We start from the raw sequence: 16,176 nt of genomic DNA, 5'->3' as shown, positions 1-16,176 counted from the left end.
CTTTACCTGACCAACCCGGAGCCAGCCATGACAAGCTGGCGATCAGGCGCATCCGACAAGGGTTGCTGCAACCGCGAGCGGCCATAGAAACACAGCGCAACCAGCAGCGTGCTAAGCCACACGACCAGCCCGGCCCAGAACGTGTGCGACATGAAGTGCCAGCCCTGCAGCACCCGTGTGGTGCCATAAATCATGCCCAGCAGCAGAATCCCGATCAGCAGGCGGTTCGAATGCTGCCAGCGATAGCGACGGGCAACGAAGTACAGAGCCAACAGGCTGAAGCCGCTCGATGCATGACCACCCGGCCAGCAACGCCCTGCCCCCGCTTCATGCCACAGATTGAAATTGCGGAACCATTCCACCTGAGCCTGCACCCCGCCGTACAGCGTGGTTTCAACCGGGCAATAGATGCTGGTGTGGCTCTTGAGGAAATGGATCATCCCGGTGCTCAACGCAAACGCGACGACCACGAAGAAAAAATCCAGCCGGTGCCGACTGAAAAACTGCAACGCGGTTGCGCCACGACTGCGACCGACCCAGCGCGTCAGACGGGCGTTCGGGCGGTATTGCAGCGCGGGCCAGATGAACGACAGCAAGGCGCCAATGATCGCAAACTCACCCGTCCAGTTCGGAATGATCCGGGCCCAGTTGTGGGTGATCTTTTCGAACAGATGGCTTTCGCCAATCGGGAAATGGCCCGCAACCGGATCGAAAAGCAGGTTGCTGATCAGGATATCGAGTCGGGTCAGGTCGAAGACGGCGAACACCACCAGACCGAACAGTAAAGGAAACACCAGATTGTTGCGGTAGAAGGTGTAACGGGCGCTGGACGGTGTCTTCAATTCAGTTGCTCGCTGTCGATATCTGCCCATTGCCTGGCATTCAGGGATCCAAGGATTTTCGGGGTGTGCGTGCCGTCCACCTGAACGAACACTGCTTCGGCGTAGGCGCTGGAGCGTTCATTGAAGGGCACACCCAGCTTGCGCTCAAACTGATCGATGCAGCCGCTGTGGGTGATCAGAATCATGTTTTCACCCTTGACCTTGTGCGCCTGTACGGCGTTCTTGAAATTACCGTTGCAGTCGTTGGGCCACGCTTCGTTCGCGACGGCGTGCCCGGAGATCAGGTCGGCGGTCTGCTGGGTACGCATTCTGGGGCTGGTGATCATCCGGGCATCCACGAACCCGAGACGTTTGAGACCTGCGCCTACCGCCAACGCCTCCTCACTGCCCTTGAGCGTAATGCCTTGCGCGTCCGCCATGCAGGGATTGGTGGAGCGATCACAGCGTTCCGCATGCCGAATCATGACCACCACATCGCCCTGCTTCCAGTGCGCGTAGAGGCCCGATTTCTTCAACATGCCGTTGGTGCCCAGGTTGACGACGTGGGCTGCCTTGAAGACGCTCACACCCCAGACGCCAATGGCAGCGGTAGCCACCACGGCGAGCATCAAGGCGATCTGTCGATTGGTCAGCAACGGTTTCCCGGTAGCCGACCTGAAGAACCAGGGTCTGGTCATGGCCCCGTCTCTGCTGGTTGAACTGCGCGCCACGTGGCCGCTCCTGTACTGGACATCTGCGTTATTTCAGCTGCGGCCAAGATAGGGTCGGCTTCGTGCGGAAGCGGTGAAGAAGATGTGAAAAAGACGTTGCAAGGTGCGAATGACTTGCATCGCCCTGACTACGCCGTTTAGCGTACAGGCCACGTGCCATAAGGGCTGCAAGAACCCCAGGCTTGACTATGGCGTTTCTGCGCCATGCCGGATGAAAATTATTTAACGTTTTTCCTGAAAATTCCTGCGGCTGTCCCGTCCTTTGACTCGCACATACATTGAGATCAATTCTCATTCAAAGTTTGCGGGCCAAAGCTCGTATAGGGACACGGGATGACACCGAACATTCAGCCGTCGCAAAACCTGACCACGGCGATCCGCAGGCATTTGAACCATGCCGCACAGCTGAGCGCCCTGAGCCTTTGCTGGGCCATCAACAGCCAGAACGTCATGGCCAGTACCACGCTGAACGAACGTGAGCCGATCCTACAAACCCTGCACAGCTTCGATATCTCGGTGCAGACACTCGACGCAGCGCTGATCAGCTTCGGTCAGCAGAGCGGCTTGCAGGTGTCGGTGGATCCCGGCTTGTTGGCCAACCGCTACTCGCAAGCGGTCAAAGGTCAGATGAGCAGTGAGCAAGCGCTGAAAAAACTGTTGTCCGGCAGTGGCGTGGAATGGCGCTACGAACAAGGCAGTCTGGTCTTTCATCTGGGCGGCGGCCTGACTTTCGACAAACCCATGGAATTGCAGAGCACCGTGGTGCTCGGCCAGCCTGAAGAGAACAGCTTTCAGGGCGAAACGGTCATCGGTCGCAAGGCGATTCAGGCGTTTCCAGGTGCCAACGGCGATATCACCACCCTGCTGCGCATGCACCCCAGCGTGCAGTTCGACAGCAACCAGCAAAGCTCCAACTCACCGGGCGAGATCGACCCCGCCGACATCAGCATCAACGGCGCCAAGTACTATCAGAACAACTTCATGATCGACGGCATCTCGATCAACAACGATCTGGACCCCGGCGAACACGACTACAACTCGGTGCGCCAGTTCGACTCCGCACCCAGTCGCTCCCATGGCATCGCCCTGGACGCCGATCTGTTGCAGGAAGTACGCGTCTACGACAGCAACGTTCCGGCGGAGTACGGCGGCTTCAATGGCGGCGTGGTCGATGCCGTGACCCGCAAGCCGACCCGGGAGCTGCACGGCAAGCTCTCGGCGTCCATGACCCGTTCTGCCTGGACCAAATACCACATCAGCAAGGACGATCAGGAAAACTTCGACAACGCGTCCGACGAGCAATATCAGCCGGATTTCGACAAGACCACCGTACGCGGCACGCTGGAAGGTCATCTGACTGAAGATTTCGGCGCGATTCTCAACTTCTCGCAGAAGCGCTCGACCATCGCCCTCAATGCCTTCGAAAACGGCTACAGCAGCCCCAACGCAGACAACAGCAAGGACCAGACCCGGCGCATCGACAATTATCTGGTCAAGACCTACTGGAACGTCAACGACCGGCTGACTCTCGACACCTCGCTGACCTATGCGCCGCAAGAGAGCTATTACTTCCAGGCCAACCGCATCAACTCCGGCTTCACCACCGAAGGCGGCGGTTATCAGGGCTCGCTCAAAGCCACCTGGCTTGCCGACAACGCCACCTGGACCCACAAACTGGCGCTGACCAACCTCACCAGTTCACGCGATGCCGAGTCCGACAGTTACACCAACTGGTACTACTCGCAGACCAAGAACTGGGGCAACCCGAGCAGCACTACCGCACGCAGTGCCGACGGCGCATTCGGCTCCCTGGATCAGACCCAGCGCGGCGTCACCTACACCACCAAGGCTGACTGGCTGCCCGTGGAACTGGCAGGCACCGAACACACTTTCACCACCGGCATGGAGCTGTCGCATCAGACCGCAACCTGGGAGCGCCCCGACACCGTCGTCGCCGCCACCGGTTTCACCCGCGACAACGGCACCACCTGTGGCGCAGATGAACTGTGCTCGGTCAGCCCGCTGCTAAATGGCAACCGCCGTCAATACGCCAACCGCAGAACCGAATACGCCGCCGGCAAACTCGAGGAAACCGAAAACAAGTACGCCTTCTTCATGCAGGACAAGATTCAACTGGGCCAGTTGACCCTGCGCCCCGGCCTGCGTTTCGAAGGCGATGACTACATGGAAAAGAAAACCGTCGCCCCGCGCTTTTCCGGTGACTACGACGTGTTCGGTGATCGCAGCACGGTGGTGGTGTTCGGTGCCAACCGCTATTACGGCCGCAACCTGTTCAAGTACCGCCTTGCCGATGGCCGCAACTCGCTGCTGACCAGCTATACACGCACCAGCCAGACCGGCGCCTGGAGCGGCACGCGCCAGAGCAGCCTCAGCAAATTCTCGACGCTGGACATTCCCTACGACGACGAACTGACCCTGGGCCTGGACCAGCGCTGGCTGGATACTGACTTTCGCCTGAAATACGTCAACCGCAAGGGCAAGGACAAGATCAACCGCTCGCTGGGCCGCGTGCAGGGTTTGCCGAGCGAGCCCGGTTACGCCACCGAGTACTACACCTACACCAACGAAGGCTCCAGCGAGAGCGACAACGTTACCCTGAGCATCACGCCGTTGCAGGAACTGAAACTTCAAGGCACCCGCACCAGCGTGCAGATGGCCTTCGACTGGTCGCGCACCCGCGACGCCTACGGCAACTACGACGACGCCATCAACTCCGAACTGCTGCTCAACGATGACGTGCTCTACGACGGCAGCCTGATCAAGTACAGCGACCTGCCGGCCGGCAACTTCAACCGGCCGTGGACAGCGCGCATGACCACCATCACCGAAATCCCGCAACTGCACCTGACCTGGAGCAACTTCTTCCGTTACCGCGGCCCCTACGACCAGATCGTCAACACCAACGACGACGTGATCATCGATGGCAGAAGCGTCTCGGTCTTCGAAACCGAAAGCGTTAGCGCGGCCCCTACCTGGGACATGCGCGTCGACTGGGAGCTGCCGACCGGCAAGGACGAAGCGGTGTTCGTCGCCGTGGACGTCACCAACGTTGCCGACCGGGTGAACTCCATCGTCAGCCGGGGCGGCAACACGACCTATGAAGTCGGCCGTCAGTACTGGCTGGAAGTCGGCTACCGCTTCTGACCGCACGCTCTTCGCCCACACCTCTAAAAACGTTTCAACCGGGATACCTGATGAACAAAATAATCATGAGCCTGATCGGCTTGCTGATGCTGGGCGGCTGCGCCCGCATGCTTGACAGCCAAGAGGCTCAGGTCTGGGATGACCAGGTCACGCGTGGCCAGTTGAGCAACGGCCTGGAATACCGTCTGGTGCGCGAAACCGGCCAGCCGGGACGCATCGACATGCGCCTGACCGTCAAGGCCGGTTCAGTGGATGAAGAAGAGGATCAAGTGGGCGTCGCGCACATGGTCGAACATTTGAATTTCTACAGCCGTGGCCAGCAATCGCAGGATATCCGCAGCCTCATGAACCAGTGGGGCTGGATCCAGGGTCGCAGTTACAACGCCATGACCAGCTATGACCGTACCCAGTACCTGCTGAGCCCGCCGGGCGGCACGGTGCAGACCGAACAGGCGTTGCAAGCGCTGGCAACCCTGACGCTGACGCAGGATTACACCGCCGAAAACCTCGAACGCGAACGGCCGATCGTCATTGAGGAATGGCGCGGCGGCCTGGGCGTGGCGCAGCGCATGAACGACCAGCGCACCGCGTCGCAACGCGTCGGATCTCGCTATCCCGCGCACCGCACCATCGGTAACGAAGCGGCGATCCGCTTGGCCCGGATTTCCGATCTGAAGGATTTCCAACAGCGCTGGTACGTGCCCAACAACATGCTGCTGACCGTGGTCGGCGATATCGACCCCGCCACGCTTCCCGCCCGTATCGAGCACTGGTTCGGTCAGGCAAAACCGAAGGCACTGCCCGACAAGGGCTATCGCGAGTTGCCACTGCAGCCGGCGCTGAAGATTGTTCGTTTGCAGGACAGTCAGAGCGGCAGCAATCAGGTCACCCTGTTGTTCCGTCTGCATGAGCCGGCCAGCCGCACTTCGACGCTGAACGGTGTTCGGGAACGCCTGATCGACCGTCTGACCCTGAACGCTTTGCAGACCCAGTTGCGCCGTCAGCCGCGCGAGCCGGGCGTGCGCAGCCTGACCGTGCAGAAAAGCCTGATCGGCGATCACTCAAGCGTGCTGGGGATTGCCGCTGGTGTCGAAGGTCAGAACCACGCTGTGGCCTTGCAGCAGTTGTTGAAAGAGATAGAACGTCTGCGCCGTCATGGGTTGCAGGCGACAGACATGAACAAGGAACGCGAGGCCATACGTGACATCGCCAGGCGGATGCTGAGCGAGAACAGGCAACGCACCTTCGAACAATGGGTCACCGGCCTGAACGATGCGGCGACCCAGAACAAAGTGGTGTCCAGCAAGCACGACATTGCCTCGCACTACCTGGCAGTGCTGGACACGGTCACGCTTGATGACCTCAATGCGCGCCTGGTGCGCTGGACCGACAATCAGGATCAGGTGCTGCAAATGATGGCGCCCGGCCTGACCCCGCTTGAGCTGCCGGGCGTGAGCGACGTCCAGGCGCTCATGGCTCAGGTGCGCCGCAGCACGCTTGCTCCGCCTGAGCCTGTGAACGTTGCCGCAGAGGTCGCGGTTCCGGACCTGCCCGACGTCCCCGCTGCGGTCAGCACTGGCAAGGTCATCGGACGAAAACTGTTCGCCGAACAGAACGTCGAGCACTGGCAACTGAGCAACAGCGACAAACTGGTCTGGCTCAAGCGCAACGGCGACAAGGGTCGCTTCGTGATGCAGGCCGACTCGAGCGCAGGCTTCATGACGCCGGATCTGCCTTACTGGCGCAACCAGATGGCCGCGCAACTGGCTGGGCAGAGCGCGCCAGAAGGCTGGAGCGAGGAACAGATCCGTCGCTGGCGCAGCGAGTCCGGCACGTCGTTGTCGTTAAACCAGCAGACGGACCGGTTGCAAATCGACGTCACAACGCTAGACGCCAAAAGCGATCGTCCTGCCCCGCAGCGTTTGCAGGCCTTGCTGCAAACCTATCGTCTCGGCCAAGCGGTACGCATCGACGCCAGGGCCGTCGAGCAGGCGCGGGACGAACTGGCCGACGAACTTTCGCGCAAGACCGTCAATGTTCGCGAACGACAGGACGAAGCGTTGCGCGAGCTACAGTACGGTCCGGAAACCTGGGTCATACCGACCGCGCAAGACGTTGCGCAGGTGAAGGCCTCGCAGCTCAACAATGACTGGCAGCGCTTGAGTCGGGCGCCGGTGACCTTTTACCTGATGGCCGATGTCGAGCCGCAGGTGCTGCAACCACTGATCGAGAGCGAGCTGGCAAGCATTCAGCGCGGCGCAGCCTTGAAGCCCCACGTCCGGGTACAGCGCGACGGTCGGCATCAGCAGTCGTTGGCCATCGGGATCGAGCCGCGGGCCTTGCTGCAAGTCATCACCTTCAAACCCCATCCGTGGACACCCGAGGATGCCGCCCGGATTTCGGCGCTTCAGGAAATCGCCAGTGCCGCGCTGAAACGGCAACTACGGGGCGAGGCCTCGGGCGTTTATCGGTTGTCCTTCGACAGCACCCTGAATCAGCAAAGCCAGCGCATCGAAAGTCGTCTCAGTTTCAGCAGCGATCCGGCGCGGGTCGAAGAGTTGTGGCAACTGGCGAACAAGACCCTGTCGTCACTGCCGGTTACGCTCAACGAGAAAGACGCGGCGACAGCGCGCAGTCGTCTCAAACAACAGGAGCGCCTGCGGCAGGATGATCCGCAAACGCAGCTGCGCCGCCTGATCCTCAGCGAGCGCCATTGGGGTGATCCGCGCTACCTCACCGAACAGGCACGACTGCCTGACGCGCTGACCGTCACGGCGCTCAAGCGAATGGCCGGCAAGTTGTTCAATGGCCGAAATCAGGTGCAACTGCGCCTGTTGTCTGCGCCAGAGGCGACGGCAGGACAATGAATACCCTCAGAACCTTCTACCGACTGGCCGCTCCTTACTGGCTGGACCGCAGGCAGTGGCTGTCCTGGGTGCTACTGGCCAGCGTCATCGGCCTGGGTCTTCTGGTGGTGCAGGTCAACGTACTGATCAACACCTGGAGCAAGACCTTTTTCGACGCGCTGGGCGGGTTCAATACCGAGGCGTTGTATGCGCTGATGGGCGAATACGTGATCTATATCGCCGCCTATGTGGTGATCATGGTGTACCTGGAGTGGCTGCGCAAAGCACTGGTGCTGCGCTGGCGGAGGGCGATGACCGCCAGCACGCTGGAAAACTGGATGCAGGGTCAGGCGTACTATCGGCTGGGCCTGACCGGCGAGCCGGACAACCCGGACCAGCGCATTGCCGAGGACATCGCCGTGCTGGTCGACCGAAGTGTGGAACTGCTGGCTTCACTGATCATCAACCTCGCGCAAGTCGGCGCGTTCTCCGTGGTGCTGTGGAACCTGTCCGGCGTGCTGAATTTCCAGGTGCTGGGCCAGACGATCACGATTCATGGCTACCTGCTGTGGATCGCGGTCGTCTATACCCTGCTCGGCACCGCCTTCACGCACTTCATCGGTCGCCCGTTGCAGCCGTTGAATTACCAGCAGCAGCGCTATGAAGCGGACTTTCGTGCCAGCCTGCTGCGCAAGCGTGACAATGCCGAACAGATCGCACTGTATCGCGGTGAAGCGGTCGAGCAACGGCAACTGGGCGAACGCTTCGAACACATCGCGGGCAACTGGTGGCAACTGATGAACCGCATGCGCAAGCTGCAGTTCTTCACGGTCAGCTACGACCGGGTCAGCCGGATCATTCCGATGTTCGCCGCACTCCCCGCCTTTCTCGCCAAGACCATTACGCTGGGCGGCCTAATGCAGATCCGCAACGCCTTTCAGTTGGTGCAAGGCTCGCTGAGCTGGTTCATCGACGTGTACCCGCGCCTGGCTGCATGGAGCGCCACCGTCGAACGTCTTGGTCAATTTCAGCAGGCTATCGAAGCGACACGCGGGCAGGTCAGCAGGCCTGAACAGGGTGCGGTGCTGCGCGTTGAAAACCTGGAGATTCATCGCGCCGATGGCAGCCAGATGCTGGGCAAACTGAACTTCATCGCCGGGCCTGGCCAGTGGCTACGCATTGCGGGCCGCAGTGGTATTGGCAAATCGACCCTGCTGCGCACGCTGCAAGGGTTGTGGCCTTACTACCGGGGCAGTTGGCAATTGCCGGGCGGAAGCAGCCTGCTGATACCTCAGCAACCGTACTTGCCCAGCCTGCCGCTGCGGCAATTGCTGTCGTACCCGGTCACTGATTGTCCGGCGGACGAAGTGCTTGTGTCGGTGCTGCATCAGATAGGCCTCGCGCAATTGGCTGACAGCCTGACGCACGAGCGCGAATGGAGCCGCGAACTGTCCGGCGGTGAACAACAACGCATCGGTCTTGCCCGTGCCCTGCTGTGTGCGCCACAAACGCTGTATCTGGATGAAGCGACCAATCAACTGGACGAACCGAGCGCCTGTCAGTTGCTTGAAACAGTCCGACGGGCACTGCCAAACACGTTGGTCATCGGCATTAGCCATCAACCCGCTGTGGCCAGACTGTTCTCGCGCACGCTGAAACTTGAGGCAGAAGAGCGGGCGCTGGCGCTTTCCGACGACCTATAACGTCTTGGTGATCCTCCTTCGTGGGAGGCGGCCTGCCGGAGATGCAGTCGACGCGGCAGGTCAGGAAAATCGCGTCATCGTTCATCGCCGGCAAGCCGCCTCCCACAGTCCGGTGTTTGCAGCGCGACAGCGCTACGAAGACATGGTGGCGCCTCTCACAGACCGATGAACGATCTAAAGGTATGATGACTTTACAGCCGTCATATCACCTCCCAAGCCAAGCCTCATAAACACCCCAACCCACATTACGCTCTATAATCAGCGTTTATATCGTATAAAGTCGTCATACGACTCTTGACATCGTCCTACAAAAGCACAAATACTCGGCCCAACGTTGTATGACGACATACTAGAAATTTTCGAATAACTACAATAACTCTGAAGGCCCTCATGAACATCACTTCGGTCAGTGTCGACGTCTTTACCTTCCCCTCGCGACGCGCTGTAGACAGCGCAGGCCACGCCCATCCCGGCGAAGAAAAACCGGTCAGAATGGCCATGCTGCGTATCGCCTGTGACGACGGCAGCGAAGGCTTTTCCTTCGGCCCTCCCGAGCTGATCCGTCCCCACATCATCGAATCGTTCGTCAAGAAAGTGCTGGTCGGCCAGAACCCGATGAACCGGGAAAAGATCTGGCAGGAACTGGCGCACTGGCAACGCGGCAGCGCCAGTCAGTTCACCGACCGTGCACTGGCGCTGGTGGAGCAGGCACTGTGGGATCTGGCAGGACGTGTGCTGAAGCAACCGGTACACAAGCTGCTGGGCGGTTATCGCGACAAGGTGCTGGCGTACGGATCGACCATGTGCGGCGACGACCTGACAGGTGGCCTTTCCACTCCGGACGAATACGGCCAGTTCGCCGAGAAGCTGGTCCAGCGTGGCTATAAAGGCATCAAGCTGCACACCTGGATGCCTCCGATCTCCTTCGCGCCCGATCCGCGCATGGACGTTCAGGCATGTGCCGCCGTGCGCGAAGCGGTCGGCCCGGACATCGCCCTGATGCTTGATGGTTATCACTGGTACAGCCGCACCGACGCGCTGTACATCGGACGCGAACTGCAGAAGCTCGACTTCGCCTGGTTCGAAGAACCAATGATGGAAGATTCCGCCGAATCCTACGCGTGGCTGGCGGCCAACCTGGACATTCCGGTGCTCGGCCCGGAAAGCATTTCCGGCAAATACCACAGCCGCGCCAGCTGGGTGGCCAACAAATCCTGCGACATCCTGCGCGCAGGCGTGGCCGGTGTCGGCGGTATCGGGCCGTGCCTGAAAGTCGCGCATCTGGCCGAATCCTTCGGCATGGATTGCGAAGTGCACGGCAACGGTGCCGCCAACCTGGCCGTGGTCGGCGCGATCAGCAACTGTCGCTGGTACGAACGCGGCCTGCTGCATCCGTTTCTCGATTACGATGACGTACCGGCGTACCTCAACACGTTGGTCGACCCAATGGACAAGGACGGCTTCGTACACCTTAGCGAGAAACCCGGGCTGGGTGAGGACATCAACTTCAGCTACATCGAGACCCATACCGTACAACGCTACTGAGAGGCGGCGTAACGAGGGGGGCTCGAGGCGTCCCTCGCTAAAAGTGTTTCGACAAACAAGCGTCTGAATAACTATAAAAAAGGACCGCACCCATGAAGCTCTGGCCCAAGCGCCTGCCCTGGCTGCTTTGCTTCGCCATGACGGCGACACTCATGCAATCCCCGCCCGCCCTGGCGCGCGGTGAAACACCAGTGGATCAACTGGTGGTCGGCATGAGCATGATCAACCTGCTGTCACTCGATCCTGCCGGTGCCACCGGACTGGAAGTGGCCGAGGTCAATTCCAATGTCTACGACATGCTGCTGGAGCAGGACGCCGCCAGACCGGACCAGTTGATCCCTGCCCTGGCCGAGCGCTGGGAAATCAGTCCCGACCGCATGCGTCTGACCTTTCACCTGCGTACGGGCGTCACCTTTCATTCCGGCAACCCGCTCACCGCCCAGGATGTCGCCTGGTCGCTGCAACGAGTGGTGACGCTGAACAAGGCGCTGGCTTCCACCTGGAAAGCCTACGGCTACACCGCCAGCAACGTCAGCGAGCTGATGCGCGCCGAAGGCCCTTCCACCTTCGTCCTCGATCTGCCCAAAGCCACCGACCCTATGCTGGTGCTCAATACGCTGGCGACCTCGCCGAGTGCCTTCATCATCGACCGCGTCACTGCCCTGCAGCACGCCAAAGGCGATGACCTGGGCGCAGGCTGGCTGACGACCAACACAGCGGGTTCCGGCGCCTTCAAGCTGGACATCTGGCGCGCCAACGACGTGATTCTGATGAGCCGCTTCGACCATTACTGGCGCGGTCCGGCCAAGATGCGCCGGGTGATCATGCGCAACATGACCGAGTCCCAGGCCCTGCGTCTGATGGTCGAGCGTGGTGATCTGGACGTGGCACGCGGCATGGCCGCCACCGACATCAAGGCACTGACCCGCTCGGACGAGGTCACGGTGCAGACCATTCCGCGCGGCACGATCTATTACGTCGCCCTGAGCATGGAGCAGCCCCTGTTCAAGGACATCCGCGTGCGTCAGGCCATTCGCTCGCTGATCGACTATCAGGGCATCAACAATGTGGTCATGCCGCACTATGGCGTGATCAACCAGCGCCCGCTGCAACTGGGTCTGCCTGCCCGCCTCGACGATCCGGGCTACGCGCTGAATGTCGCGAAAGCCAAACGCCTGCTGGCCGAGGCCGGTTACCCGGATGGCTTCAGGATCACTATTCGTTCGCTGACCGACTCGCCCTTCATCAACATCGCCACCAGCCTGCAATCGACCCTCGCTCAGGCCGGCATTCACGCCAACATCATCACCGGCACCGGCAACCAGATCTACGGTGCGATGCGCGACCGGCGCTTCGACATTCTCGTCGGTCGTGGCGGCGGCGGTGCCGAACGTCATCCTCACTCGAGCCTGCGCGCACTGATCTACAACCCGGACAACCGTGAGGAAGCCAGGCTGAGCAACTTCCAGGGCTGGCGCACCTCGTTCTATGACGCCGAGATCAATCAACTGATCGAGCAGGCCGAGCGCGAGCGCGATGCCGCGCAGCAACTGGCGGATTACCAGCGCATCCAGACCCTCTACGACCAGAAAGCCGGGCCGATCATGCCGGTGTCGCAGATGACGGACGAGGTGGTGATTCACGCCGACGTGCGCGAATACCTGGGGCACAGCGCCGCCACCACGCGCCTGCGTGACGTCTACAAGCAACGCTGAACACACGCGTTCAATCGCTCAAGCCAAGGCAGGAATACACCATGTCGAGTGCATCGATTTCATTTTGGAGCAGTCGGGTCGCCAATGGCACCCGTCGCAGCGGATCAGTGGCGGCGACCCTGTTCGGCCTGCTGTTGCTCACTTTCTTCATCGGCCGGGTCATGCCGCTGGACCCGGTACTGGCCATCGTCGGACCGGATGCAGACGCGGCCGCCTATGCCCAGGCCTATCAGGAGCTGGGCCTGGACAAGCCACTGACCACCCAGTTCGTCATGTACCTCAAGGACCTGTTGCACGGTGATCTGGGCAAGGCCCTGCTGACCGGCCATCCGGTGATCGAAGACATCGCCAGGGTGTTCCCGGCCACGCTGGAACTGGCCACCCTGGCCATCCTGTTCGGCGTGCTGATCGGCCTGCCACTGGGTGTTTACGCCGCGACGCATCAGGGCCGCGCCGGTGATCACGTCGCGCGGGTCATTACCCTGTTCGGTTACTCAACACCGATCTTCTGGCTCGGCATGATGGCCTTTCTGGTGTTCTACGCCTGGTTGGGATGGGCAGGCGGCGTGGGACGCATCGGCCTGGCCTACGACGGCCTGATCGAAACCCGCACCGGCCTGCTGCTGATCGATACCGCCCTGTCCGGCGATTGGGAGGCGTTTCGCAGTGCGCTGCGCCACATCCTGCTGCCCGCAGTGATTCTGAGCTTCAACTCGGTGGCCTACATCAGTCGCATGACCCGCAGCTTCATGCTGGAACAGCTGTCGCAGGAATACATCATCACCGCCCGGGTAAAAGGCCTGTCGCAACGACGCATTGTCTGGGGCCACGCGTTCCGCAACATTCGTGTGCAGTTGCTGACCATCGTCGCCCTCGCCTACGGCGGCCTGCTGGAAGGCGCGGTGCTGATCGAAACCGTCTTCGCCTGGCCCGGCTTCGGCCAGTACCTGACCAGCAGCCTGTTGCTGGGCGACATGAATGCAGTGATGGCCTGCGTGTTGTTGATCGGCCTGATCTTCGTGGTCCTGAACCAGATCAGTGACGCCCTCTACAAAGTCTTCGACCCGAGAACCCGCTGATGACGACTTCCATGACAAGCAGCGCCAAATCGACGTTTCAGGCCCCGACTTCAAGCCTTGCGGCCTTCGCCACCAGCAGCGCAAAACTGATGCGTTTCCTGCTGCGCAATCCGATGACTCTGGCGGGACTGATCGTGATCAGCACGCTGATGATCGTCGCCCTGTTCGCCCCCTGGATCGCGACGCACGATCCGCTCGCTCAGGACCTGTCCGCCGCCTTGCGCAGCCCTGGCGCGCAGAACTGGTTCGGTACCGATGAGTACGGCCGCGATGTGTTCAGCCGTCTGGTGTACGGCTCGCGCATCACGCTGTACATCGTGATGCTGGTCACCGTGATCGTCGGCCCCATCGGCCTGCTGATCGGCACGGTGTCGGGTTATTTCGGCGGCTGGGTCGACAGCCTGTTCATGCGCATCACCGACATCTTCATCTCGTTCCCGAGCCTGGTGCTGGCGCTGGCCTTCATCGCGGCACTGGGTCCAGGTCTGGAACATGCGGTGATTGCCATCGCCCTCACCGCCTGGCCGCCCATCGCTCGTCTGGCGCGGGCCGAAACCCTGTCGCTGCGCAACGCCGATTTCGTGGTCGCCGTGAAGCTGCAAGGCGCCTCGTCGGTACGGGTCATCGGCCGTCACATCATTCCGATGTGTCTGTCCTCGGTGATCATCCGCCTGACCATGAACATGGCCAGCATCATCCTTACCGCAGCAGCACTGGGTTTTCTCGGGCTGGGCGCCCAGGCGCCGCTACCGGAATGGGGCGCAATGATCTCCAGCGGCCGCCGCTACATGCTGGAAAGCTGGTGGCTGGTGGCAGCGCCCGGCGCGACCATCATGCTGGTCAGCCTGGCGTTCAACCTGCTCGGCGACGGCCTGCGCGACGTACTCGATCCACGCAGCGAATGACAATAACAAGGACGATAACCATGTCTCAGATAAAGCTTGCGGTAGAAGATTTGCGGGTCGAGTTCCACAACGCCGGCAAGACCACGGCGGCGGTTCGCGACGTGTCGTTCACGCTGGGCCGTGAAAAGCTGGCGATTGTCGGCGAGTCCGGCTCGGGCAAGTCCACGGTCGGGCGCAGCCTGTTGCGCCTGCACCCGGCCAGCGCACGAATCACGGCCAAAACCCTGCGCTTCGGTGACGTCAATCTGCTCGAATGCAGTGAAAAACAGATCCAGGGCATTCGCGGACGACGCATGTCGATGATCATGCAGGACCCGAAATACTCGCTCAATCCGGTGATCAAGGTCGGCGAGCAGATTGCCGAGGCCTATCTGGCGCACCACAGGGTATCGCGCAAGGAAGCCCGCGAACGCACGCTGGACATGCTCGCCAAGGTGCACATCCGCGAACCGGCGCGGGTCTACGAGTTGTATCCGCACGAGGTGTCAGGCGGTATGGGACAACGGATCATGATCGCGATGATGGTCATCACCGATCCACAGGTGATCATCGCCGACGAACCGACCTCGGCGCTGGACGTTTCGGTACGCCGCCAGGTCCTCAATGTGCTCGAAGAGCTGGTCAGCGAGCGGGATCTGGGGCTGATCTTCATCAGCCACGACCTGAACATGGTGCGACATTTCTGTGACCGCGTGCTGGTGATGTATGCCGGACGCGTCGTGGAATCACTCAAGGCCGATGAGCTGGATCAGGCCTGCCATCCCTACACACAGGGCCTGCTGGCCGCACTGCCCAGTCTTGATCGCCCCCGCGCCAGCCTGCCGGTATTGCAGCGCGATCCCCTCTGGCTCACTCACTGAGAACGCTCCCATGGCAATGATTGAAGTCAATTCACTGAACCTGAGCTTCGGCACGGGCACTGCTTTGAATCAGGTGCTGCGCGACGTCAACCTGCAGGTCGAGCAGGGTCAGTCGTTCGGACTGGTCGGCGAGTCGGGGTCGGGCAAGACCACTGTGCTGCGCTGTCTGGCCGGGCAGTATCACCACTGGACAGGTGCCTTGAGCGTCGCGGGTCAGCAGGTCGGTCGCAAGCTCGACGCCAGCCACTACCGCACCGTGCAGATGGTGTTCCAGGACCCCTACGCCTCGTTACACCCGCGTCACACCATTGACGCGGCCCTCAAGGAACCGCTGAGCATCCACAAGATCGACCAGCGTGACCGACGCGTCTGCGACGTGCTGAACCGCGTCGGCCTCAACGAGAGTTTCCGCTTTCGTTATCCGCATCAACTGTCCGGTGGCCAGCGTCAGCGAGTCGCGATTGCCAGAGCGCTGATTCTGGAGCCGCGCGTATTGTTGCTGGATGAACCCACTTCGGCGCTCGACGTCTCGGTGCAGGCTGAAATCCTCAACCTGCTGGCGGACCTTCGTCAGCAGCAGGGCCTGACCTACCTGATGGTGACGCACGACCTGGGCGTGGTCGCGCACCTGTGCGACCGGGTTGCCGTCATGCAACTGGGTCAGGTCGTGGAGACGCTCGACAGCAGCCAGTTGAGCAACGATCAGGCGCAGCACGACTACTCACGACTGCTGATCCAGGCCAGTCGCGACATGGACGTACGCCCGAGCGGATGACCGCTGCAGGTCTCCTGCACACCACCGAACC

The 16,176-nt window shown here is 61.0% G+C and carries 11 protein-coding genes; 9 read left to right on the top strand and 2 right to left on the bottom strand.

What is annotated here, in order from left to right:
* Window positions 1-2: 2 nt before the first annotated feature.
* Window positions 3-872, bottom strand: coding sequence for a phosphatase PAP2 family protein (locus CFBP1590_RS11580; protein ID WP_088235054.1), 870 nt, complete (start codon window positions 870-872; stop codon window positions 3-5).
* A complete protein-coding gene (pmrG, locus tag CFBP1590_RS11575) occupies window positions 839-1,519 on the bottom strand; it encodes a lipopolysaccharide core heptose(II)-phosphate phosphatase PmrG (RefSeq protein ID WP_371306706.1) in 681 nt (226 codons plus the stop codon). Before pmrG ends, CFBP1590_RS11580 begins: the two co-directional genes overlap by 34 nt.
* Before the next feature lie 366 nt (window positions 1,520-1,885).
* Here pmrG and CFBP1590_RS11570 point away from each other — a divergent pair, with 366 nt between their 5' ends.
* From CFBP1590_RS11570 to CFBP1590_RS11530, 9 genes are all read left to right on the top strand, one after another.
* Window positions 1,886-4,717: a TonB-dependent receptor gene (locus tag CFBP1590_RS11570; protein ID WP_058431614.1), complete on the top strand. Its 2,832-nt coding sequence runs from the start codon at window positions 1,886-1,888 to the stop codon at window positions 4,715-4,717.
* A 50-nt stretch (window positions 4,718-4,767) separates the two neighbouring features.
* Window positions 4,768-7,584 (top strand): M16 family metallopeptidase, encoded by a 2,817-nt coding sequence (locus tag CFBP1590_RS11565; protein ID WP_088235053.1) that lies wholly within the window; start codon window positions 4,768-4,770, stop codon window positions 7,582-7,584.
* On the top strand, window positions 7,581-9,266 hold the full coding sequence (locus CFBP1590_RS11560; protein WP_088235052.1) for an ABC transporter ATP-binding protein/permease: 1,686 nt from the start codon (window positions 7,581-7,583) through the stop codon (window positions 9,264-9,266). Before CFBP1590_RS11565 ends, CFBP1590_RS11560 begins: the two co-directional genes overlap by 4 nt.
* Window positions 9,267-9,656: 390 nt before the next feature.
* Entirely contained in the window at window positions 9,657-10,811 is a 1,155-nt protein-coding gene (locus CFBP1590_RS11555; protein WP_058431611.1) for a mandelate racemase family protein, read from the top strand.
* 92 nt (window positions 10,812-10,903) lie between these two features.
* Window positions 10,904-12,526 (top strand): ABC transporter substrate-binding protein, encoded by a 1,623-nt coding sequence (locus CFBP1590_RS11550; protein WP_088235051.1) that lies wholly within the window; start codon window positions 10,904-10,906, stop codon window positions 12,524-12,526.
* A gap of 41 nt (window positions 12,527-12,567) precedes the next feature.
* Window positions 12,568-13,605 (top strand): ABC transporter permease, encoded by a 1,038-nt coding sequence (locus tag CFBP1590_RS11545; RefSeq protein WP_025993531.1) that lies wholly within the window; start codon window positions 12,568-12,570, stop codon window positions 13,603-13,605.
* The gene (locus CFBP1590_RS11540; RefSeq protein WP_004881923.1) at window positions 13,605-14,510 is read left to right on the top strand and encodes an ABC transporter permease; all 906 of its coding nucleotides are present in this window, start codon (window positions 13,605-13,607) and stop codon (window positions 14,508-14,510) included. The genes CFBP1590_RS11545 and CFBP1590_RS11540 overlap by 1 nt, the downstream gene beginning before the upstream one ends.
* 20 nt (window positions 14,511-14,530) lie before the next feature.
* On the top strand, window positions 14,531-15,370 hold the full coding sequence (locus CFBP1590_RS11535; RefSeq protein ID WP_004881922.1) for an ABC transporter ATP-binding protein: 840 nt from the start codon (window positions 14,531-14,533) through the stop codon (window positions 15,368-15,370).
* Between the two features lie 10 nt (window positions 15,371-15,380).
* On the top strand, window positions 15,381-16,145 hold the full coding sequence (locus CFBP1590_RS11530) for an ABC transporter ATP-binding protein (protein WP_004881921.1): 765 nt from the start codon (window positions 15,381-15,383) through the stop codon (window positions 16,143-16,145).
* Window positions 16,146-16,176 lie beyond the last annotated feature (31 nt).

It is taken from the genome of Pseudomonas viridiflava (assembly GCF_900184295.1).
Classification (GTDB): Bacteria; Pseudomonadota; Gammaproteobacteria; order Pseudomonadales; family Pseudomonadaceae; genus Aquipseudomonas; species Aquipseudomonas viridiflava.
This window is presented reverse-complemented; position numbering and strand designations above follow the sequence as displayed.